Here is a 21,828-nt window from a genome sequence, read left to right as displayed (position 1 = left end):
TCCGGTCTCAAGCTGCCTGTTTTGCCGTGACGAATGCCGCAAGGCTCGCCACGTTGGAGAAATGGTTGCGGGTGTCCTTGGCGTCGGCGTCGATCTTGATGCCGTACTTTTTCTGGATCGCCAGGCCAAGTTCCAATGCATCGACCGAATCCAGGCCAAGCCCTTCGCCGAACAATGTCTGGTCGTCGCCGATGTCGGCGACGCTGATGTCTTCGAGGCCGAGGGCGTCGATGATCAGCAGTTTGATGTCACGGTGCAGATCGCTCATCTTCGGCGAGCTCCTTGATAAAGAATTGATGCAAATAATCGTTGAGCTTGCGCGAGGCCTGCGGTGCAGGGCCTTGCGCGGCAAAGGTCTGTGGGTCTATATCGGCCCCGACCTGAAAACTGAAGTGCACGCGGCGATGCGGGATGCGATACCACGGTTCGGCCTTGGTCAAAGTGGTCGGGCTGACCTTGATCACTACCGGGGTGAGGATTCTCGCACCACGCAGGGCAATGGCCGCAGCGCCCCGATGAAAGGCCGGCGCCTGCCCCGGCTGGGTGCGCGTGCCCTCGGGGAAAATGATCAGGGTCTGGCCGTTTTGCAACGCCTGTGCGGCGCTATCGAGCATGTCCATGCTGCCGTCGTTGCTGATGTATTCGGTGCTGCGCAGCGGGCCACGGGTGAAGGGATTCTCCCACAGGCTTTTCTTCACCACGCAATTGGCGTGGCGCACCAGGCCGATCAGGAACACCACGTCGATCAGCGACGGGTGGTTGGCGATGATCATCTGTCCCGGACGACCCAGCCGCTCGGCACCTTGAATGTCATAAGTCAGCACGCCGGTACGCGCCATGAACCGTACGAAAAACCAGAACAGCCGACTGACCGTCCAGCGTGCCCGCTCGCGATGTTTGCGCGCATCGCCGGGCAGGCAGCCGAGCAGCGGAAACACCAGCACGCGCAGGCACAGACCGCCGAGCCCGAACAGCACGAAGCTTGCGGCAGTGGCCAGCAGGCGCCAGTAGTAGGCGTCGCGGGTTTTCCCGGTCACGGGTTGCGTTGCCAGTTCCATACGCGATTTTTCCAGGCATGTTGGCAGTGGGTTTGCTGGCCGAGCAGGGTTGGCAGCAGATTCAGCGCGTGGGGCCAGTGCGCTTTGGACAGTGCTTCAGGGGTGCTGTTCAGGGTCAGCCGCCAGTCGGTACCGGGGGTCAGCAACAGGCCGAGAGCGTAGGGGAACGGCACGTCGTCGATCCACGCCGAATAAGCTGCGGGCGGTTGTTCCTCGGTGATCACCAACAACACCGCGGGGGCGCCTTCGTTGAGCAGCGCGGCGGCTTCGAGCATGCCGTGTTCCAGGCCGTCGCCAGCCGCGGCGAGGGCGGTCATTTCGCTGGTTTCGCCGCGCATTATCGACCACAGACCAATGATCGCGTTGTGCACCGACAGGCTGAACTGGGTCGGCGACAGTGGTTGTTCGTTGGCCAGATCGCTGAGGATTTCGTAAGTGCGTGGGGTTTCGCCGTGCCGGGAGATGAACACCAGTGGCAGGTCTTTCCGACCGTCGGCTAGTGGCCAGCCGACGCTGAAAGCCATGCGCGCCAGACGGCTGAGACGACGGCGCTGCATGGCCGGGAGGAACGACACATCGGGCGCGGCATCGCTGCTCTGTAGCACGACCGGCTGTCGGCTCCAGGCTTGCCACGCGTCCACGCTGTCGAGCCCGGGGGCCCAGGCGCGCCATTGGGCGATGTTGAAGTTGATCACGGACATTCATCCCGCCCCTGCGGGCTTAAATTGACGCGCTGAGTCGCCCAAGGCGCAGCTGACTGGATCTGGCGCGTGGCGCCGGGTGGCGCATTATCCCGGTGCGACGGGTGTGTAGCAAATGCTGGTTACATTTTGGCCAATGAAATGTACTGAGTGGTTCGTGGGAAAAACTGTCACTTGGCCATTATCCGGATCGCTGAGGGTTTGTCTGTCGGCCAATTCATCGATTGACGGCGGTTTTGGCGCCGCAGACATTGGGATATTTGCGCCTGACTCTGTAGTCCGTGTCGTTGAAGGTAGCGAAGCCATGCCGGGCGCAACTACACTCGGTCATTCTTTGATACACGGAGGTTTTGTCATGCGGCGCGTGGTGTTCAATCAGAAAGGTGGCGTAGGCAAGTCGAGCATTGCCTGCAATCTGGCGGCGGTCAGCGCCAGCGAAGGTTATCGCACGTTGTTGGTGGACCTCGATGCCCAGGCCAATTCCACTCAGTATCTGACCGGCCTCACGGGTAACGACATTCCGATGGGGATTGCCGATTTCTTCAAGCAGACCCTGTCTTCAGGGCCGTTCTCGAAGAAGAATCAGGCGGATATCTACGAAACTCCGTTCGATAACCTGCACATCATCACCGCTACTGCCGAACTGGCCGACTTGCAGCCCAAGCTTGAGGCCAAGCACAAGATCAACAAGCTGCGTAAATTGCTCGACGAACTCTCGGAAGATTACGATCGGATTTACCTCGATACGCCGCCAGCCTTGAATTTCTATGCGGTATCGGCGCTGATTGCCGCAGATCGTGTGTTGATTCCGTTCGACTGCGACAGTTTCTCGCGTCAGGCCCTGTATGGCTTGTTGGCGGAAATCGAAGAGCTGAAGGAAGACCACAATGAAGGCCTCGAAGTCGAAGGCATCGTGGTCAACCAGTTCCAGGCCCGGGCGAGCCTGCCGCAGCAGATTCTTGATGAGTTGATTGCCGAGGGTTTGCCGGTGCTGCCGGTGTATCTCACCAGCTCGGTGCGCATGCGTGAGTCGCATCAGGCGAATACGCCGCTGATCCACCTCGATCCACGGCACAAGCTGACGCAGCAGTTTGTCGAGCTGCACAACCTGCTCGAAGCCTGAATTTCAAGCTACCCCACACCCCCCTGTGGGAGCTAGCAGGCTAGCTCCCACAGGGGGGTGTGTTGTGTCAGATGCCTTGGCTACGCAACCACGCCATCAACTGCGGCAACGGAAATGCCCCACTCTGGCGCGCCACTTCGCGACCGTTCTTGAACAGAATCAAACTCGGAATCGAGCGAATCCCCAACTGCGCCGACAGTTGCTGATTCGCCTCGCTGTCGAGCTTGGCCAGCCGACACTTGCCCGCCAACTGCGCCGCCGCCTGCTCGAACACCGGTGCAAACGACTTGCACGGCCCGCACCAGTCCGCCCACACGTCCACCAATAACGGCAGATCACCCTTGATCTGACTGGCGTAATCGCCTTGCTTGAGTTCGAACGGCTTGCTCAATAGAACCTCAGCCTTGCAGCGCCCGCACTTGGGTGCGTCGCCGAGGCGTTCGGCGGGGATGCGGTTGAGGCCGTTGCAGTGGGGGCAGGGGATCAGGAGTGGGTTGGTCATGATTGGCTCTTGAAGAGGAGGTCTATGCAACTGATGTAGTGACGCAGGAGTGAATTATCAATGTTGCAACTGCTAACAGTTACGCGCGTTGAATTTCCCAATCGATGACTAGGCTGCTAGCGAACTCAATTTTTTGCGCTTGTCGTGAGGATGTCGCTTTGCTTATATCTGCGTGCTACTTTTGTTGCACTAATCAAGAAATTGATAGCCATATTTTTCCGGATCGGAGTGACGTCATGTCCGTAACCTCCAAAATACGTCGTCAGGGCGGTGCCGCTGTCATCACCATTCCGCCGACACTGCTGAAGCTCTTGCACCTCGAAGTCGGGGCGCAGTTGGAATTGAATGTGGTCGATGGTGAGTTGGTCGCACGACCGGTGGCTCCTCCCGCACGCAAGCGTTACAGCCTGTCTGAACTTCTTGAGGGGTCAGAGTCGCTTCAGGTATTGAATGCCCAAACGGCCGAAGCTCGCGAAGGTGATCCTGTTGGTCGGGAGTTGGGTTGATGGTACGCAGGCAACCCCCTCAGCGGGGTGATGTTTATTGGATCGATCCAAATCCGGTGGCGGGGCGGGAAATGATGGATCGACACCGCTTTGTAGTCATTACGCCTCGGGAAATCAACGCTTTGGGCGTCAGCATGACTGTCCCTGTGACCAGCGGTGGAAACTTCAGTCGAAATTCGGGACTTGCCGTTGTTGTTTCTGGCCACGAAACCAACGGCGTTGCAGTTTGCAATCAGGTTCGCAGCTTCGATATCGAAGAGCGTGTACGAGACGGGTCGGCCAAATTCATCGAGCGTCTAGATGATGTCACGATGGCCGACATTGTTGCTCGCGTCGTCAGTGCTATCGATCCGCAGGACTGATTGCTCCTTACGAAGAACAACTAATCTCCAAATGCTTGCCCCACTCCGGAGGCCGCTCGGCGTAGCTGTCCATGCCCGGTTGTTGCTCAAACGGTTTGCTCAGCACTGCGTGCAAGCGCCGAACCTCCGAGTAATCACCTTGCTCCGCCGCATCAATTGCTTTCTGCGCCAGATAGTTGCGCAGGATGTACAGCGGATTTACCGCGTGCATCCGCGCACGACGTGCTTCTTGATCGCTGAGGCCATCGCGCGCAACCCGTGCCAAGTACTGCTCGCCCCAAGCGTCGAAGCCTTTGATATCAACGAAATCATCACGCAGTTGGGCGACTGCCAGCTCGGCTGAATCCTCGCCTAAACGGCGGAAAAACAGCGTGTAATCAACGCCGCTGTTCTGCATCAATTGCAGCAATTGCTCGATGGGTTTCTGATCGTCATCTTCTGCCGTGGTGAAGCCGAGGCGGCGGCGCATCAGGTCGAGGTAGTGCGCTTGATACAGCGGCAGATACAGGCCCAGGGCTTCACGCAGGGCGTCGACGCTGATGAATGGCGTCAGCGCCTGGGCGAGGGCGCTGAGGTTCCACTGTCCGATCGGCACTTGATTGCTGAACGAGTAACGACCCTGATCATCGGAGTGGTTGCAGATGAAATTGGCGTCGAAGTCGTCGAGAAACGCGAACGGACCGAAGTCGAAGGTGATGCCGAGGATCGACATGTTGTCGGTGTTCATCACGCCGTGGCAGAAACCGTACGCCTGCCACTTGGCGATCAGTTCGGCGTTACGCTCAACGATCTCGCGGAACATCGCCAGATAAGGCTCCGGCTGCTCCAGACATTCCGGAAAATGCATCGCCAGCACATGCTCCCCGAGCAGCTTTTGCTGTTCGGGCCGCTTGGTGTAATAGAAATATTCGAAGTGGCCGAAACGGATGTGGCTCGGCGCCAGACGCAGCACCATCGCTGCGCGTTCCTGCTTCTCACGCCAGACAGGAGTGTCGGAGCCGATCACGCAGGCCGCGCGCGAAGAAGGAATGTTCAGCCCGTGCAAGGCTTCAGAAGCGAGAAATTCGCGGATCGACGAACGCAGCACCGCGCGACCATCGCCCATGCGCGAGAACGGCGTCTGCCCTGCGCCCTTGAGGTGCAAGTCCCAATGCTCGCCGGCCTCGTTGTACACCTCGCCCAGCAACAATCCGCGACCATCGCCCAGCTGCGGCGTGTAGCCGCCGAACTGATGCCCGGAATACACCATCGCGCGCGGTTCGGCGTCGGCCCACAATTTGTGGCCGCCGAACAACTCGGCGAATTCCTGGGTATCGGCCACGGCCGGGCCGAGATCGAGCAGCGCCAGTGCGGCGGGGCTGGCGACTACCAGGCGTGGATTGTCGATCGGTTCGGGCAGCACATGGGCCGAGAACGCATCGCCGAGGCGGGCGAAACGATTGTCGAAGGTCAGTTCGTCGAGGGCTTTCACGGGCCGGCTCCAGCAGAATGTCCGGGCATTCTGCTGGGTCTGACCGGGTTAGTCGAGTTTGACCGGCGGCGGCTCTTGCAGCGGTTTCTGCTCGTCGGGCACGGCGACAATGGTTTTGCTTTCGGGTTCGATTGGCACCAACTTGTATTCTTGGCCGTGCAGGTTCTTCAGGTAAACCTCCATCTGGCGGAACGAAATGTTGATGTGCTGCTTCTTGAACTCGCTATTGATGAAGCGGTTGACCTCATCCAGCACCGGGTTGCGGTCGCCCAGATCGCGAACGTGCATGCGCAGTTCGTGGTCGAGGGTGCTTTCGCCAAAGTTGAGGAAGTACACGAGCGGCTCCGGTTCCTTGAGCACGCGCGGGTTTTCCCGGGCGGCCTTGAGCAGCAGCTCCTTGACCAGATCCAGATCGGAACCGTAGTCGACACCCAGTTTGAGGGTGACTCGAGTAACGGTGTCCGTCAGCGACCAGTTGATCAGTTGCCCGGTGATGAACGTTTTGTTCGGGACTATGATGTCCTTGCGGTCGAAGTCGGTGATGGTCGTGGCACGAATGCGGATCTTGCTCACGGTGCCGGACAGGTTGCCGATGGTGATGGTGTCGCCGATGCGCACCGGGCGCTCGAACAGGATCATGATGCCGGAGATGAAGTTCGCGAAAATCTCCTGCATACCGAACCCGAGGCCGACTGACAGCGCCGCCACCAGCCATTGCAACTTGTCCCAACTCACGCCGAGGGTCGACAGGGTCGAGACAAAGCCGATGCCGGCGATCACGTAGGACAGCAACGTTGTGGTCGCATAGGCGCTGCCCTGCGCCAGGTTGAGTTTCGACAGCACGAACACTTCGAGCAGGCCGGGCAAGTTGCGGGCCAGGGCGAAGGTGATGCCGATGATGATCAGCGCCCCGAGCATGTCGCCGATGCTGATCGGCACCATGCTCATGTTGGCGCCGGTGCCGCTGGTGTATTCGTAGAGGGTGATGTTGTCGAGGTACGAGAACACCGAAATCAGATCCGACCAGACCCAGTACAGCGCAGCGATAAAACCGCTGAGCAGCGCCAGACGGATCAGGCGCAGGGATTGTTCGTTGACCTTTTCGATGTCCAGCGTCGGTTCTTCGATGATTGCTTCGCCGTCGCCAGCCTCTTTCGCCGCCTGACGTTTGGCCAGCGCACGCTGGTAAGCCAGGCGCCGCGCCGCAACCGACAGGCCACGCACGAAGGTGGCTTCGATCACCAGCCAGAACATCAGCAGGTACAGCGTGTTGATCAAGCGATCACTGAGCTTGAGCGCGGTGTAGTAGTAGCCAAAGCACACGGCTACGAACAAGGCGATCGGCAGCAGGGTGAACATCACGCCCAATGTCTTGCGGAACAGCGAGGCGTTTTCGTGGGTCGGGCTGCTGATCAGCAAGCGGCTGAGCAACCACGCCATCAGGGCGTAGCAAGTCAACACCACCGGCATACCGAGCACGTCGTCAGCCAAGGCCGCCGGTTGCAACTCGGCGACCGCAACCACGGCTACCAATGCCATGACCACCAGCCCGAGTTTGCGCACCCAGCCTTGCAGGAATTCGACCTGCGGCTTCTCCCAGCGGAAGTGCAATTCAGCAACGCCGCCCGGCGCGAGAATCCGGTACGCGGTGTAGAACACCAGCCACGCCTGGCCCATTTGCAGTAGCGCCGCGCCCATATTGGCGTTCTGCCCACGGGCGTCGATCTGCAACGCCAGACCGCACAGGCCGAGGCCCAGCGCCACCGGCATGGCCAGCAGGATGTTGATCAGAATCGCCTGCGGCGTGTGCCATTGGCTGTCGCGCTTGAAGTGACCGATGTCCTGGTGAACCTTGTTCAGGCGCCCGTACAGACTTTTGCGACGCCATAGCAGCGCGCCGATCAACAGGGCCAGCGGCAGGAACAGTAGCGGGCGCTGAGTCAGACCATCAACCAACTCGCTGAGGCTGGAAGTCCATGGCAACGTATCAACCTGGCGTTTCAGCCGCTCCGGCACGCCGCGCATCCACTCGGTGTCCAGCGGCTTGTTGCTCGGGATCCAGAACATCTGCTCATCGAGGGTCGCGCGCAGGCTCTGCGCGGTGCTCAGCAGTTGTTTCTGATTGAGTTGCAGGGTGATCGATTCATTGAGCATCGCGCTCAATTCGCGGTTCAAGCGTTCCAGCAGGTCGGCACGGGTGTTGGCCAGCTCCAGCAGGCTTTTGCGCAGTTGCGGTGTAATTTGCTCCGGCGGTTGCGTGGCCAGCAGAGTGTCGACGTAGGTGGCCGGATTGCTCAGCAGTTCGCGCTGCTGACTGACGTCGAACTGATACAGACGAATATCAGCGATCTGATCCGCCAGATCGCGGTCAACCTTGAGTCGCGGCAGCGCTTGCTTCTGCTTATAGAGAATTTTCGACAGCAGCAGACTGCCCTTGAGCACGTTGATCTGCTCGTCGAGGGCCGCGTCGCTCTGGGTCACGCTGTCCAGCTGCTGCTTGGTTTGCAGGTTTTGCTGGGTGACTTCGTTGAGGCGGTCGGTGCTTTTCAGCAAGTAATCGGAGAGCTTGAGGTTGGTCGCACTTTCAGTCGCGAGCAGGGCACTACTGCCGGACTTCTGCGCTTCGATCGACTGCTGGGTAACGGTTTCCTGCGACTGGGCCAGACGCTTCTGGTTGATCAGTGTCTGCAGCTCTTGAATCTCGTGGTCGAGGCGCTCGGTTTTTTCCGACAGCAGGTCATGCTGGCTGTTGCCCAGATCCTGCAGTTGGTTGTTGCCGGCCAACTCCTGACGGCGCAGTGGAATCAGCGCATTCAGCGCTGCCAGCTCGGCGTTGAGCAGGTCGCGTTGTTCGCTGCTCACGGCCTTGCCGTTGTCCTTGCCGGACTTGAGGATGTTGTTGATCTGCTGAATGCGCGTCTGGCTGCTGGATATCTCCGCCTGCGCCCGCTCGGGGCGAGTCTGGGCGGTGATGATCAGGCTGTTGGCATCGGCCAGGGCTTTTTGCAGGTCGCTTTGCTGGGTCGAGCGCTCGGTGAGAATCTGCTCGAGCTGCTGAATGTTTTCCTTGGGAAAGCGCTGGGCAATCGGAATCACCGTGCTGGCCTTGAGGCGCGTCAGCTCGCGAGCATTCTCGATGGTTGCCTTCGGCGCGCTGGCCAACTGCTGCTTGAGATCGACCAGCTTCTGCTCGTAGTCACGCTGATTATTGAGCTGGGTCAGCGTGTTTTGCAGAACGGTTTGCAGAGTCTTTTTATCAGCCTCCGGCAGTTTGCTGTCGGCGATCTTGTCCAGGCTGGCCTGTACGGTGGCAGTGGACGGCGGTTCGGCGGCGTACAGCGGGCCGACGGTGAGACTCAGGCCCAGCAGGGCGGCGGCGAAAACGGAGCGCAGGTTAGGCATAGAGACCGGTCGAGCAAGTGAGAGTGGACGCAGTTTAGAGGAAGAGACCGGGGCCCGGGCGACTTCCTTCGGGGAATCTGACGCCGACTTTGCCAATCTTGTTCCCGTCCATGACCGCAACCGTCCAGTGGGTGTTGTTCCACTCGACCTGGTCACCGACGATTGGCGCACCACCCACTTTGTGCGCGATGAACGTGCCCAGGGTCATGTCCGGATCGATGCCTTCGGCCGGCAACCCGTAAAGGGCGGCAACCGCTTTGAGCTGGGCGTCTCCTTCAAGTACGAAATCGCCGAAGAAGCGCAGATCGAGGCCGCGTTGTGGCGCCTGACTGAAGAGTTTTCCGAGGGCTGGCAAGTTGTGTTCATGGCCGATAACACACAGCAAATCATCGACTTCCAGCACCGTACTACCCGACGGATGGAGCAGTTGTTGCCCACGAAACAGTGCCGCGATGCGGGTGCCTTCGGGCATTTTCAGCTCGCGCAGGGGTGAACCGATGCACCATTTCTCGGCGCCGAGGCGATAAACGAACAGCTCCCACTCGCTGGTGACGTGTACTTCCAGCGCCGCGCGCGAGATCGGCGCAGGCTCCGGCGGTACCGTCACCTTCAACAGTTTGGCCACCCATGGCAGGCTCGTGCCCTGTACCAGCAGCGACACCAGCACGATAAAGAATGCCAGGTTGAAGTACAGCTGCGCGTTCGGCAGCCCGGCCATCAGCGGGAACACCGCCAGAATGATCGGTACCGCGCCGCGTAGCCCAACCCAGGAGATGAACGCCTTCTCGCGCCCATGGAACGCCTTGAACGGCAACAACCCGACCATGACCGACAACGGTCGCGCAAACAGGATCATCCACAGCGCCAGACCCAGAGCGGGCAGGGCGATCGGCAGCAGATCATGCGGTGTGACCAGCAGCCCCAGCACGAGGAACATGCCGATCTGCGCCAGCCACGCCATGCCGTCGAGCATGTGCAGGATGCCGTGACGACTGCGCACCGGCCGGTTGCCGATCACCAGACCGCACAGGTAAACCGCGAGGAAACCGCTGCCGTGCAAGGCGTTGGTCAACGCGAACACCACCAGACCGCCGGCAATCACCAGAATCGGATACAGCCCGGCCGCGAGGTTGATGCGGTTGACCAGTTGCAACATCAGCCAGCCGCCACCGAGACCGATCACGCCACCGATACCGAACTCGCGGATCAGGTGCGTCAACAGGCTCCAGTGCAGGCCGGTCTGACCACTGGCGAGCATGTCGATCAGGGTCACGGTGAGGAACACCGCCATCGGGTCGTTGCTACCGGACTCGATTTCCAGAGTGGCAGTTACCCGTTCGTTCAGGCCCTTGCCGCCGAGCAGCGAGAACACCGCGGCGGCGTCGGTCGAGCCGACAATCGCGCCGATCAACAGGCCTTGAATCATGTTCAGGTCGAACAGCCACGCGGCGGCCATGCCGGTCAGGCCGGTGGTGATCAACACCCCGACCGTTGCCAGCGACAAGGCTGGCCACAACGCCACGCGGAAACTTGAAACCCGTGTGCGCAAACCACCGTCGAGCAGGATCACCGCGAGTGCGAGGTTGCCGACCAGATAGGCCGTCGGATAGTTATCGAAAATGATCCCGCCGCCATCGACCCCGGCAGCCATGCCTACCGCGAGGATGATCACCAGAATCGGGATGCCGAGGCGCGAAGAAAGTGAGCTCACCAGAATGCTTGCACCTACCAGCAACGCGCCGATCAAGAACAGGCTGTTGATGGTCGTCGCATTCAAAGGCAGTACTCCAGAAGCGTGGAAACGGGCACAAACTGACCATGCAGTCTGCGTGCCAGCGATTCTAACCTGTTGAAATGTGATGCTGTCAAAAAGGTTTTTGCGTTGGCGCTTTCGAGTGATGGGCTCGGCTGGCTATTGCTGCCCTCACCCTAACCCTCTCCCGGGGGGAGAGGGGACTGACCGCGGTGGATGTTCGAATTACGCCGACGTGAAATACCGCGTCTAACTCAGGCTTGTAAAAAAAATTTCGCGTCGGGCAGAAATCTCTGGAACGCTGAAGATCTGCCCCCTTTCCCCCTCGCCCCCCTGGGGGAGAGGGTTGGGGTGAGGGGGTTAGCCTTTGATCTTAAAGGCTAAACCGCCCAACCATGTTGTTCAGATCCAGCGCCAGTCGCGACAGCTCATTGCTCGCCGCACTGGTCTGATTGGCCCCGGTCGCCGATTGCACCGACAGATCACGAATGTTCACCAGATTGCGATCAACCTCGCGCGCCACCTGCGCCTGCTCTTCAGCGGCACTGGCGATCACCAGGTTGCGCTCGTTGATCTCGACAATCGCCGTGTTGATTGTGTCCAGCGACATGCCGGCGCCACGTGCAATGTTCAACGTCGATTCAGCGCGTTCAGTGCTGTTACGCATCGAATCCACAGCATGCTCGGTACCGCTCTGAATGCTGCCGATCATGCGCTCGATTTCGCTGGTCGACTGCTGCGTGCGATGGGCCAAGGCACGCACTTCGTCAGCTACCACGGCAAACCCACGCCCGGCTTCACCGGCACGTGCAGCTTCGATCGCGGCGTTCAGCGCCAGCAGGTTGGTCTGATCCGCCAAACCGCGAATCACATCCAGCACCTTGCCGATATCACGGGATTCGTTGGCCAGATCGCCGATCAGGCTTGCGGTGCTCTGCACGTCGACACTCATGCGTTCGATGGCGCTGACCGTTTCCTGCACCAGATCGCGACCATCACCGGCCGAAGCGGTAGCGTTTTTCGACGCTTCCGAGGTGCTGACCGCATTGCGCGCCACTTCTTCCACGGCGCTGGTCATTTCGTTGACCGCGGTTGCGGCCTGTTCGATTTCGTTGTTCTGCTGAGTCAGGCCACGGGCGCTTTCGTCGGTGACGCTGTTCAGCTCTTCCGCTGCAGACGCAAGCTGGGTGGCCGAGCCGGAGATGCGCTGCAAGGTGTCGCGCAGTTTCGATTGCATCTTGGCCATGGCCGCCAGCAGACGTCCGGCTTCATCTTCACCATCGACATGGATTGGCTGGGTCAGATTGCCCTCGGCGATGGTTTCCGCGGCCTCAAGGGCCTTGCCGATCGGTCGGGTGATGCTATTGGTCAGCAGCCAGGCAAACAGAATCGTCAGGCCGGTAGCGATCAGCAGCAAACCCACCACCAGATCGAACGACATCGAAAACTGGTCGCTTGCGCCTTGATTGGTCTCGGCAATCTGCTGAGTGTTGATCTCCAGCAGACGCGTCAGCGCGGTGTTCACTGCTTCGGAGTTACTCAGCAAATCGCTGTTGAGCATCTGTCGCAGTTCATCAACCTGATTGTTGCGCGACAAGGATTTCATCCGGTCTTCAAGTTGGCGGTATTGGTCGAGCAACTGGCGATACTGGTCGTACGCCGCGCGTTCCTGCGGGCCATCGATCAGCGGTTCGTAGGCTTTTTGCGCATCGGCGATCTGGCGATTGCGCAAATCGAACAGCTCGATGGTTTTCTGCTGCACGTCCGGTTCACGGTTAATCAGCAAGCGATAGGAAAGCACTCGCAAGCGCAACGTCAGTTGAGTGAATTCATCGATAGCCTTGATCGACGGCACGCTTTCATTGGCGATGTCTTCGCCAGCCGCGCGGATCTTGCTCATCTGGTTCAGGGCAAACACCCCGAGGATCAGCATCAGGCCGCCGATCAGGGCGAAACCGGTGAACGCGCGGGGCGCGATATTCATATTGCGAAGGGACATGGGGCGGATACCGAAGAGGGCCGCATCCATGCGGGCAAATACTGCTGATGGATGACTTATCGGTCTTGAAAACGAACTCTTTAGTCCGTGCGCGTTTTTGTCGCATCCGGGCCGGATCGACGAAGTGCAGGAACCAGATCGGCAGATCACAGTCTTTAACACTCGCAAGAACGGTCCGTCGTCAGGAAAATCAAGGCTTTGCGCCGGTTTATCCCTAGCGTCCACGGCGACTTTTCTTTATCGTACGCGCCCTTTGAAATTGCTTGGAATTCATCATGTTGGAAGCATCCCTCAGCCAATTGGAACAGCTCGTCAGCGACCTGGTGCAACAGAACCAGACCCTTACGCAAACCAACCAGACCCTGTCCACGGAACTGGCCCAGGCCAAGGATGAAAACGAAAGCCTGCAACTCAACCTGATGGAACAGGAAGAAAAACACGGCGCCACCGCCGCGCGCATTCAAGCCCTGGTTGATCGCGTCAACGCCGGTCCGGTCAGCGCATGAACCACGGCACAGCAGGGGTAAAAGTCGTCTCGATTCTCGGGGAGGACTATTCGATCAAGGCACCGGCCGGGGAAGAACAGACCCTGCTGGATGCCGCATTGATGCTCAAGGCTGCATTGGCCGACACCAAACGCAAATACCCGACGCTGATCGGTGATCGTCTGCTGGTGCTGGCGGCGATGAATCTGTGCTCGCAGCAGATCGAAATGAAGAAGCAGCATCAGCTGGAACTCGAGCGTTACCAAGAGCAAGTCAGCGCCACGGTCGAGACCATCGCCAAGACCATCAATCAGGGTTGATGGATTGCGCACAACCAAAGAGTAAGATTGTCGATAGGGTTGTATACAATCGGCACGGCTGTTGCAGTGTTTCAGCCTCTTATTCTTTGGGGGTGCTCCATGCAGTTCTGGCGTCGCAGTATTCAGTGGCAGTTGATCCTCAGCATGGGCACCGCGCTGCTGGTGAGCATTCTGATCGTGGTTGGCATTTATACCCTCGTGGTCAACCGCCTCGCCCAGAGCTATCTGGTCGATCAAGCCCTGCCGTCGAGCATCGAAGCGACGCGCAATGACATCGAACGAATCCTCGTTCAACCGCTCACTGCCGCCAAGGACATCGCCAGCAACAGCATGGTGCGTGACTGGCTGGCCGGAGGTGAAGACGTCGGCAAGACGGCGGGCTTCGTGCAGTATCTGGAAGGCATCCGCGCCGAACACAAAGCCTTCACTGCGCTGATCGTCGGCACTGACTCCAATCATTACTTCACCGAAAAAGGCCTGGATCGCACCCTCAGCCGGTCCAAGCCGGCCGACGCCTGGTTCTATTCTTTCCTCGACAGCAATCAGCCGCGCACCCTGAATATCGACAACGACGGGGCGACTGGTGAACTCGCGTTGTTCATTGATTTGAAGGTCGAGCAGGCCGGTAAAGTAGTCGGTGTGGCCGGGCTTGGGCTGAGCATGAAGGAGCTGTCGGAGCTGATTCACAACTTCAGCTTCGGCGAGCGCGGCAAGGTCTATCTCGTGCGTTCCGACGGTTTGATCCAGGTCCATCCCGAGGCGCAATTCAGTGGCAAGCGCACCTTGAGTGAGCAGGTTGGCGCCGAGGCGTCGCAAGCACTTATGGGCCACAAAAAATCCGCTAACAGCAGCTTCCAGCGCGACGGCGAGGAATTTCTCGCGTTCAGCCTGCCATTGCGCGATCTGGGCTGGACGCTGGTGGCCGAAGTGCCGCAGTCGCAGATCTACGCCGAAGCCCGGCGAGCGATGTGGATGAGCAGCGGGATTGGCCTGGTGGTGGCACTGGTGTGTCTGGCACTGGTGGTCTGGTTGGCTCAGGGATTGGTGCGACCGATTCGTCAGGTAACAGCCGCGCTGGTAGCAATCGGTAGCGGTGGGGGAGATTTGACTCACCGGTTAGATTCCAGTCGCGCCGATGAACTCGGTGATCTTGCGCGAGGCTTCAACCGCTTCCTCGACAGCCAACGCGGGATGATCGCCGAAGTGCTGGCGACCAGCGAACGCTTGCGCATCGCCGTCGTGCAAGTGGCCAAGGTTGTGGATAACACCGCCGAGCGCTCAGGTCGCCAACAGGAAATGACCGACATGGTCGCCACCGCCGTTCACGAGATGGGCCTGACCGTGCAGGAAATCGCCCAGAACGCCGGCAATGCGGCGCTGGCGTCACAGACCGCGCGCGATGAAGCAATGCAAGCGCGCGAAGTGGTCGGCGGCTCGATTCGGCATATTGAAAGCATGTCGGATGAGATTGGCTTGGCGGCTGGCGCGGTGGGTGAGTTGGCGCATCAGGTCGCGTCGATCGATCAGGTGCTGGCGGTGATTCGCGGGATCTCCGAGCAGACCAATCTGTTGGCGCTCAATGCGGCAATTGAAGCAGCGCGGGCCGGGGACATGGGTCGTGGTTTTGCCGTGGTGGCGGATGAAGTGCGCACCTTGGCGCGGCGCACGCAGGCCTCGACTGACGAGATCCAGCAGATGATCGGCAGCCTCAAGCAGGGCGCGGAAAATGCGGTTTCATCGATGCGCACCGGGCAGGCTGCGACGGGTACTGGCGTCGAATCGAGTCAGCGCACCGGGGCATCGTTGACGGCGATTACCGGGCAGGTTGAACGCATCAGCGACATGAACCATCAGGTGGCGACGGCGACGGAAGAGCAGTCGGCGGTGACCGAAGAGATCAACCGCAACGTGCAGGGGATTTCTGATCTGGCGCGTGCGACGGCCGGGGAGGTCAGGGCTTGTCGCGAGGATTGTCAGATGTTGCAGCGGCTGGCGGATGATCTGGCGCGGCAGATGGGTGGGTTCAAACTTGGCTGAATAGTGCGGCGACTGTGCTGACGCCATCGCTGGCAAGCCAGCTCCCACAGGTTTCGCGCTGGACACAAAATGGTGTTCCAACACATACCCTGTGGGAGCTGGCTTGCCAGCGATTGGATTTCAGCAGCACTGAATGACTGTGATCAGAACCACTCATCCTGCATGCTCAGGCACGTATCATCCCGCGCCTCCAGCAACGCCAGCTCATGATGACAACCCGGCACTTCCCACGTCAGAAAATACCGCGCGGCCTGCAACTTGCCCTTATAGAAAGCAGCATCCGCCACATTCCCCCGAGCCAACCCTTCCTCCGCCCGAATTGCCTGCTCCAGCCAGCGCCAGCCAATCACCGTGTGCCCGAACACTTTCAGGTACAGCGCCGAATTCGCCAGGCTGCTGTTGACCTTGCCCTGCGCCAGGTCGGTCAGCAGGCCAATGGTCACGGTCTGCAAACGCGCCACCAGCTTCTCCAGCGGCTCGCGCAATGCGGTTAAGGATTCGTATGCCACGGCGCGCTCGGCGGTGGTGGCGATCAAGCGGATCAACTGCTTCAGCCCAGCACCACCGTTCTGCGCCAGTTTGCGCCCGAGCAAGTCCAGCGACTGAATGCCGTGGGTGCCTTCGTGGATCGGGTTCAAGCGGTTGTCGCGGTAATACTGCTCCACCGGGTATTCGCGGGTATAGCCGTGGCCGCCAAGAATCTGGATCGCCAGTTCGTTGGCCTTGAGGCAGAACTCCGATGGCCAGGATTTGACGATTGGCGTCAGCAGATCCAGCAACTCATGCGCCTGTTTGCGCTCGGCTTCGGATTCCAGTGTCGTGGTGTCATCGAATAACCGCGCCGCGTACAGGCCGAGGTCAAACGCCCCTTCGACGTAGGATTTTTGCGTCAGCAGCATGCGTCTGACATCCGCGTGCTGAATGATCGGCACGGGCGCGGTGCTTGGGTCTTTGCTGTCCGGCACGCGACCTTGCGGACGTTCGCGGGCGTATTCCAGCGAGTACAGGTAACCGGCATAACCGAGCATCACTGCGCCCATGCCGACGCCAATGCGCGCCTCGTTCATCATCTGGAACATGTAACTCAGGCCCTGATGCGGCTTGCCCACCAGATAGCCGACACACTCGCCGTTATCGCCGAAGTTCAGCGCTGTCGAAGTGGTCCCGCGCCAGCCCATCTTGTGGAACAGACCGGCCAGCAACACGTCGTTGCGCTTGCCGAGGCTACCGTCATCGTTGACCAGAAACTTCGGCACGATGAACAGCGAAATCCCTTTCACACCGGCCGGCGCGTCCGGCAGTTTGGCCAGCACCATGTGCACGATGTTTTCCGAGAGCGGGTGATCGCCGCCGGATATGAAGATCTTGTTGCCCTTGAGGCGATAGGTGCCGTCAGACGCAGGCTCGGCGCGTGTACGAATATCCGACAGCGACGAACCCGCGTGTGGTTCGGTCAGGGCCATGGTGCCGAAGAAGCGCCCGTCGATCATCGGTTGCAGGAAGCGCTGCTTCTGCTCGTCAGTGCCGAAGCTTTCGATCAGGTTGGCCGCGCCCATGGTCAGGAACGGGTACGAAGTCGATGCGGCGTTGGCCGATTGGAAATGCGCAAAGCAGGCTTGGGAGAGAAGCGTAGGAAGTTGCATGCCGCCCGCGTCGAAACTTCGCGCGGCGTTGAGGAATCCGGCTTCGAGGAAGGCATCCACCGCCGGTTTGACTTCAGGAATCAGAATCGCCTGACCGTTTTCGTAGCGCGGCTCGTTCTCGTCGCCCTTGCGGTTGTGCGGTGCGAAGTACTTTTCGGCGATGTTACGCGCCGTGCCGATGGCCGCGTCGAAGGTCTCGCGGTTGTGCTCGGCAAACCGCTCACGCCGGGTCAGGCCCTCGGCATCGAGGACTTCGTACAGCTCGAAAGCCAGATTGCGGGAACTGAGCAGCGTCTCGGACATGGCGGCCTACCTTTTTTTGGAATGGACCGAGTCTAGGCTTACCAATAAAGGCTGAACAGGATGATTGATGCTGGTGATAGACAGGCCAAAAAAATGGGCGCCGATGAGGGCGCCCATTTTACTACCGCTGATTGATCGTTGTTAACCGATCGTCATCAGACTGGCATTACCACCCGCCGCAGCAGTGTTAACGCTTAGCGCGCGCTCGATCACCAGACGCTCCAGCGCAATGTTGGTCTCGCCCTGGGACAAGCCCTGAACGCCAACAATCGCACCGGCACGCTTGGCAACCAGCTGGCAAACCGCACGCAACTGGTCGGAATGGCCATGATGCAGAACCGCATCAAACACCACTTCGTCCTTGTTCCAGTCGGAAACCAGTTTGATCCGCGCCTGAATCTCCTTCGGCAAGCGTGCGAACAATGCCTTGCTGATGTCGGACTCCGGCCATACCGCCGAACCGCCTACGGCCAATACCGCAGCCAGTTGCGTCAGCAGATCACCTTCAACGTCCGTCAGGCACAGCACGTGCTCGCGCGGCAGAATTGCGTAGCTGTTCTTCTCACCGGTCGGACCGGCCAGCATGCGGGTGATACCGCTCTGCGATTGCGCAGCGTACTGCACGCACAGGGTGCTCAGGTCGGCAAACTTGTTGCTGTCGGCCCAGGCTTTCAGTGCGGTCAGCGGCTTGCTCATGGCGTCACGCAGACGCACGTCCGGTGCCACGGCAGCATCACCGCGAGCGAAGGATTGTTCGATGGCATCGGTAGGACGCGTCGACAGCAGGCGGAACAGGTACAGCGGGCCACCGGCCTTCGGGCCAGTACCGGACAAGCCTTCGCCGCCGAACGGCTGCACGCCGACCACGGCACCGACGATGTTGCGGTTAACGTACACGTTGCCGGCGTTGACGTTGTCGATGACCTTGGCAATGGTCTCGTCGATACGTGTGTGCACGCCGAGGGTCAGGCCGTAACCGGACGCATTGATCTGTGCGATCAACTGGTCGATCTCTTTACGCTTGTAGCGCACCACGTGCAGCACCGGGCCGAAGATCTCGCGCTGCAATTCGTCGAAGCTTTCCAGCTCGATCAGCGTTGGCATGACGAAGGTGCCGCGTTTGACCTCTTCGCTGTCGGCGATGGCGACCTGGTACACATTGCGACCTTTGTCGCGCATGCCCTGGATATGCTTCTCGATGCCAGCCTTGGCTTCGGCGTCGATCACCGGGCCGATGTCCACGTTCAGACGCTCCGGGTTACCGAGGCGCGATTCAGCCATCGCGCCCTTGAGCATTTCGATGACGCGATCAGCGGAATCTTCCTGCAGGCATAGAACCCGCAGCGCCGAGCAACGTTGACCGGCGCTGTCGAAGGCCGACGAAACCACGTCGATCACAACTTGCTCGGTCAGTGCCGAGGAGTCGACGATCATCGCGTTCTGGCCACCGGTTTCGGCGATCAGCGGAATCGGACGACCCTGGTTGTCGAGGCGACCGGCAATGTTGCGTTGCAGCAAGCGCGCAACTTCGGTGGAGCCGGTGAACATCACGCCTTTGACGCGCTCATCACCCACCAGACCGGCGCCGACGGTTTCACCGCGACCCGGCAGCAGTTGCAGCACGCCTTCGGGAATCCCGGCTTCGAGCAGCAAACGCACGGCTTGCGCAGCGACCAGTGGAGTCTGTTCGGCCGGTTTGGCCAGGACCGGGTTACCGGCGGCCAGTGCGGCGGCGACTTGACCGCTGAAGATTGCCAGCGGGAAGTTCCACGGGCTGATACACACCACCGGACCCAGTGGGCGGTGGGCGTCGTTGCTGAAATCGTTGCGCGCCTGCACTGCGTAGTAACGCAGGAAGTCGACGGCTTCGCGGACTTCGGCGATGGCGTTGGCGAAGGTTTTACCGGCTTCACGCGCCAGCAGGCCCATCAGCGGCTGGATCTCGCCTTCCATCAGATCAGCAGCGCGTTCCAGAATCGCAGCGCGCTCGGCTGGCGGAGTGGCCTGCCAGATCGGTGCAGCGTTCAGTGCACATTGGATCGCATTGTCGACGTCTTCGACCGTGGCCTCTTGTACGTGACCGACCACATCACGAAGATCTGACGGGTTCAGCACGGGGGCCGCAGGTTCGTTGCTGGAAGCGCAGCCAAGCATCGGCGCAGCTTTCCAGTTGTTGTGCGCGGTGGCCAGCAGGGCGCAGGACAAGGATGCCAGACGATGTTCGTTGGCCATGTCGATGCCGCTGGAGTTGGCGCGCTCGGAACCGTACAGGTCACGCGGCAGCGGGATACGCGGGTGCGGCAGGCCGAAGCCACCTTCCACGGTCGCCATCTGCTCGATCTGAGCTACCGGATCGGCTACCAATTCCTGAATTGAAATCGACTGGTCGGCGATGCGGTTGACGAACGAAGTGTTGGCGCCGTTTTCCAGCAAACGGCGTACGAGATACGCCAGCAGGGTTTCGTGGGTGCCGACCGGAGCGTACACGCGGCACGGACGGTTCAGCTTGCCTTCGGAAACTTTGCCTACAACCTGCTCGTAGAGCGGTTCGCCCATGCCGTGCAGGCACTGGAATTCGTACTGGCCGGGGTAATAGTTCTGACCGGCAATGTGGTAAATCGCCGACAGGGTGTGAGCGTTGTGCGTGGCGAATTGCGGGTAGATGACTTCCGGCACCGACAGCAGTTTGCGTGCGCAAGCGATGTAGGAAACGTCGGTGTACACCTTGCGGGTGTAGACCGGATAGCCTTCCAGGCCTTCGACCTGGGCGCGCTTGATTTCGCTGTCCCAATACGCGCCTTTTACCAGACGGATCATCAGACGATGACGGCTGCGGCGTGCCAGATCGATCACGTAGTCGATCACGTACGGGCAACGCTTCTGGTAAGCCTGAATCACGAAACCGATGCCATTCCAGCCAGTCAGTTGCGGTTCGAAGCACAGGCGCTCGAGCAGATCCAGCGACAGTTCGAGACGGTCGGCTTCTTCGGCGTCGATGTTCAGGCCGATGTCGTATTGCTTGGCCAGCAAGGTCAGCGACAGCAGGCGCGGGTACAACTCGTCCATCACGCGTTCGTACTGGGCGCGGCTGTAGCGCGGGTGCAGTGCGGACAGCTTGATCGAAATGCCCGGGCCTTCATAAATCCCACGACCGTGGGAGGCTTTGCCGATCGAGTGAATGGCTTGTTCGTACGAAGCGAGGTACTTCTGCGCGTCGTGTTCGGTCAGCGCCGCTTCACCGAGCATGTCGTAGGAATAACGGAAGCCCTTGGCTTCGAACTTGCTCGCGTTGGCCAGCGCTTCGGCGATGGTTTCGCCGGTGACGAACTGCTCGCCCATCAGGCGCATGGCCATGTCGACGCCCTTGCGGATCATCGGCTCGCCGCTCTTGCCGATGATGCGGCTCAGCGACGAAGTCAGGCCGGCTTCGTTATGGGTGGCGACCAGTTTTCCGGTCAGCAACAAGCCCCAAGTGGCAGCGTTGACGAACAGCGAAGGGCTGTTGCCCAGGTGCGGATGCCAGTTGCCGGTGCTGATCTTGTCGCGGATCAGTGCATCGCGGGTGCCCTTGTCCGGGATGCGCAACAGCGCTTCGGCCAGGCACATCAGCGCCACGCCTTCCTGAGACGACAGGGAAAATTCCTGCAGCAGACCCTGAACAATGCCTGCACGACCGCCGGCACTTTTCTGGTTACGCAGTTTTTCTGCGATGGAGGCGGCGAGTTTGTTGGTGGCTTCGGCCATCGCTGCAGGCAAACGCGCCTGCTCGATCAGCATCGGCACCACTTCCGGCTCCGGGCGACGGTAAGCGGCAGTGATCGAGGCACGCAGTACCGATTGCGGCAGGATGCTTTCAGCGAATTCGAGGAAGCACTGGTGCGCGTGATCGTTGTGCACTTCGCCCGCCTCGTCGGCGTCCTTGGCGGTCAAACCGTTCAGCTCGGTCAGGGTTGCACCACCCTCGAGTTTTTCCAGGTAATTGAAAATTGCCTGTTTGATCAGCCAGTGCGGCGTGCGATCAATCGAGGTCGCGGCAGCCTTCAGGCGCTCGCGGGTCGGGTCGTCAAGTTTGACCCCAAGGGTGGTGGTAGCCATATTTTTATCCTCATAGGTGCCACAGTTGCGTGGCAGCAGCTGGCGGCAAGATTAGCCGTGCGCTGAAA

The 21,828-nt window shown here is 59.9% G+C and carries 15 protein-coding genes and 3 pseudogenes; 7 read left to right on the top strand and 11 right to left on the bottom strand.

Annotation, left to right across the window (positions count from 1 at the left end):
* Positions 1–7 precede the first annotated feature (7 nt).
* From ACP7BN_RS03635 to ACP7BN_RS03625, 3 genes are read right to left on the bottom strand one after another with little or no spacing between them, the layout of a single operon-like run.
* Positions 8–268 carry a phosphopantetheine-binding protein gene (locus ACP7BN_RS03635; protein WP_426201707.1) on the bottom strand — a complete coding sequence of 87 codons (261 nt, stop codon included), beginning with the start codon at positions 266–268 and terminating at the stop codon, positions 8–10.
* On the bottom strand, positions 249–1,058 hold the full coding sequence (locus ACP7BN_RS03630) for a lysophospholipid acyltransferase family protein (protein ID WP_426201705.1): 810 nt from the start codon (positions 1,056–1,058) through the stop codon (positions 249–251). The genes ACP7BN_RS03635 and ACP7BN_RS03630 overlap by 20 nt, the downstream gene beginning before the upstream one ends.
* The gene (locus tag ACP7BN_RS03625) at positions 1,034–1,759 is read right to left on the bottom strand and encodes a beta-ketoacyl synthase chain length factor (RefSeq protein WP_420646930.1); all 726 of its coding nucleotides are present in this window, start codon (positions 1,757–1,759) and stop codon (positions 1,034–1,036) included. Before ACP7BN_RS03625 ends, ACP7BN_RS03630 begins: the two co-directional genes overlap by 25 nt.
* 355 nt (positions 1,760–2,114) lie before the next feature.
* On the opposite strand from ACP7BN_RS03625, the gene ACP7BN_RS03620 reads away from it, so the two are divergent.
* On the top strand, positions 2,115–2,882 hold the full coding sequence (locus ACP7BN_RS03620) for a ParA family protein (protein ID WP_420646931.1): 768 nt from the start codon (positions 2,115–2,117) through the stop codon (positions 2,880–2,882).
* A gap of 67 nt (positions 2,883–2,949) precedes the next feature.
* On the opposite strand, the gene trxC is transcribed toward ACP7BN_RS03620, so the two are convergent.
* Positions 2,950–3,384 carry a thioredoxin TrxC gene (gene trxC, locus ACP7BN_RS03615; RefSeq protein WP_426201702.1) on the bottom strand — a complete coding sequence of 145 codons (435 nt, stop codon included), beginning with the start codon at positions 3,382–3,384 and terminating at the stop codon, positions 2,950–2,952.
* A gap of 236 nt (positions 3,385–3,620) precedes the next feature.
* On the opposite strand from trxC, the gene ACP7BN_RS03610 reads away from it, so the two are divergent.
* Positions 3,621–3,890, top strand: coding sequence for an AbrB/MazE/SpoVT family DNA-binding domain-containing protein (locus tag ACP7BN_RS03610; protein WP_426201700.1), 270 nt, complete (start codon positions 3,621–3,623; stop codon positions 3,888–3,890).
* On the top strand, positions 3,890–4,252 hold the full coding sequence (locus ACP7BN_RS03605) for a type II toxin-antitoxin system PemK/MazF family toxin (protein ID WP_426201698.1): 363 nt from the start codon (positions 3,890–3,892) through the stop codon (positions 4,250–4,252). The genes ACP7BN_RS03610 and ACP7BN_RS03605 overlap by 1 nt, the downstream gene beginning before the upstream one ends.
* Positions 4,253–4,259: 7 nt before the next feature.
* On the opposite strand, the gene selO is transcribed toward ACP7BN_RS03605, so the two are convergent.
* From selO to ACP7BN_RS03580, 5 genes and pseudogenes are all read right to left on the bottom strand, one after another.
* Positions 4,260–5,723 (bottom strand): protein adenylyltransferase SelO, encoded by a 1,464-nt coding sequence (gene selO / locus ACP7BN_RS03600; protein ID WP_426201696.1) that lies wholly within the window; start codon positions 5,721–5,723, stop codon positions 4,260–4,262.
* A 48-nt stretch (positions 5,724–5,771) separates the two neighbouring features.
* On the bottom strand, positions 5,772–9,125 hold the full coding sequence (gene mscK, locus ACP7BN_RS03595) for a mechanosensitive channel MscK (RefSeq protein WP_426201694.1): 3,354 nt from the start codon (positions 9,123–9,125) through the stop codon (positions 5,772–5,774).
* A gap of 34 nt (positions 9,126–9,159) precedes the next feature.
* Positions 9,160–10,902, bottom strand: a complete 1,743-nt coding sequence (locus ACP7BN_RS03590; RefSeq protein ID WP_426201692.1) for a potassium/proton antiporter — start codon at positions 10,900–10,902, stop codon at positions 9,160–9,162.
* 349 nt (positions 10,903–11,251) lie between these two features.
* Positions 11,252–11,851: pseudogene (locus ACP7BN_RS03585) on the bottom strand (methyl-accepting chemotaxis protein); the annotation flags it as partial.
* A gap of 303 nt (positions 11,852–12,154) precedes the next feature.
* Positions 12,155–12,811: pseudogene (locus ACP7BN_RS03580) on the bottom strand (MCP four helix bundle domain-containing protein); the annotation flags it as partial.
* Positions 12,812–13,152: 341 nt separating this feature from the next.
* On the opposite strand from ACP7BN_RS03580, the gene ACP7BN_RS03575 reads away from it, so the two are divergent.
* The 4 genes and pseudogenes from ACP7BN_RS03575 (at position 13,153) to ACP7BN_RS03560 (ending at position 15,719) form a co-directional block, all read left to right on the top strand.
* The gene (locus ACP7BN_RS03575) at positions 13,153–13,383 is read left to right on the top strand and encodes a hypothetical protein (protein ID WP_420646938.1); all 231 of its coding nucleotides are present in this window, start codon (positions 13,153–13,155) and stop codon (positions 13,381–13,383) included.
* Entirely contained in the window at positions 13,380–13,682 is a 303-nt protein-coding gene (locus tag ACP7BN_RS03570; protein ID WP_420646939.1) for a cell division protein ZapA, read from the top strand. Before ACP7BN_RS03575 ends, ACP7BN_RS03570 begins: the two co-directional genes overlap by 4 nt.
* A 99-nt stretch (positions 13,683–13,781) precedes the next feature.
* Positions 13,782–14,852: pseudogene (locus tag ACP7BN_RS03565) on the top strand (cache domain-containing protein); the annotation flags it as partial.
* A 21-nt stretch (positions 14,853–14,873) separates the two neighbouring features.
* Complete coding sequence (locus ACP7BN_RS03560) at positions 14,874–15,719, top strand: methyl-accepting chemotaxis protein (RefSeq protein ID WP_426202196.1); 846 nt, start codon at positions 14,874–14,876, stop codon at positions 15,717–15,719.
* A 143-nt stretch (positions 15,720–15,862) separates the two neighbouring features.
* Here ACP7BN_RS03560 and ACP7BN_RS03555 read toward each other — a convergent pair whose 3' ends face one another.
* The gene (locus ACP7BN_RS03555; protein ID WP_426201689.1) at positions 15,863–17,665 is read right to left on the bottom strand and encodes an acyl-CoA dehydrogenase; all 1,803 of its coding nucleotides are present in this window, start codon (positions 17,663–17,665) and stop codon (positions 15,863–15,865) included.
* Between the two features lie 141 nt (positions 17,666–17,806).
* Positions 17,807–21,760, bottom strand: a complete 3,954-nt coding sequence (gene putA, locus ACP7BN_RS03550; protein ID WP_426201687.1) for a trifunctional transcriptional regulator/proline dehydrogenase/L-glutamate gamma-semialdehyde dehydrogenase — start codon at positions 21,758–21,760, stop codon at positions 17,807–17,809.
* Positions 21,761–21,828: the final 68 nt, after the last annotated feature.

Origin of the sequence: Pseudomonas sp. TWP3-1, from assembly GCF_049896625.1 — a bacterium.
Lineage (GTDB): Bacteria > Pseudomonadota > Gammaproteobacteria > Pseudomonadales > Pseudomonadaceae > Aquipseudomonas.
This window is presented reverse-complemented; position numbering and strand designations above follow the sequence as displayed.

Excerpts from the sequence above, each read along its gene's own strand:
- trxC (WP_426201702.1), bottom strand. The coding sequence starts at position 3,384 with ATGACCAACCCACTCCTGATCCCCTGCCCCCACTGCAACGGCCTCAAC.
- putA (WP_426201687.1), bottom strand. The coding sequence starts at position 21,760 with ATGGCTACCACCACCCTTGGGGTCAAACTTGACGACCCGACCCGCGAG.
- ACP7BN_RS03635 (WP_426201707.1), bottom strand. The coding sequence starts at position 268 with ATGAGCGATCTGCACCGTGACATCAAACTGCTGATCATCGACGCCCTC.
- ACP7BN_RS03630 (WP_426201705.1), bottom strand. The coding sequence starts at position 1,058 with ATGGAACTGGCAACGCAACCCGTGACCGGGAAAACCCGCGACGCCTAC.
- ACP7BN_RS03575 (WP_420646938.1), top strand. The coding sequence starts at position 13,153 with ATGTTGGAAGCATCCCTCAGCCAATTGGAACAGCTCGTCAGCGACCTG.
- ACP7BN_RS03555 (WP_426201689.1), bottom strand. The coding sequence starts at position 17,665 with ATGTCCGAGACGCTGCTCAGTTCCCGCAATCTGGCTTTCGAGCTGTAC.
- ACP7BN_RS03620 (WP_420646931.1), top strand. The coding sequence starts at position 2,115 with ATGCGGCGCGTGGTGTTCAATCAGAAAGGTGGCGTAGGCAAGTCGAGC.
- ACP7BN_RS03610 (WP_426201700.1), top strand. The coding sequence starts at position 3,621 with ATGTCCGTAACCTCCAAAATACGTCGTCAGGGCGGTGCCGCTGTCATC.
- mscK (WP_426201694.1), bottom strand. The coding sequence starts at position 9,125 with ATGCCTAACCTGCGCTCCGTTTTCGCCGCCGCCCTGCTGGGCCTGAGT.
- ACP7BN_RS03560 (WP_426202196.1), top strand. The coding sequence starts at position 14,874 with ATGATCGCCGAAGTGCTGGCGACCAGCGAACGCTTGCGCATCGCCGTC.
- ACP7BN_RS03625 (WP_420646930.1), bottom strand. The coding sequence starts at position 1,759 with ATGTCCGTGATCAACTTCAACATCGCCCAATGGCGCGCCTGGGCCCCC.
- ACP7BN_RS03605 (WP_426201698.1), top strand. The coding sequence starts at position 3,890 with ATGGTACGCAGGCAACCCCCTCAGCGGGGTGATGTTTATTGGATCGAT.
- ACP7BN_RS03570 (WP_420646939.1), top strand. The coding sequence starts at position 13,380 with ATGAACCACGGCACAGCAGGGGTAAAAGTCGTCTCGATTCTCGGGGAG.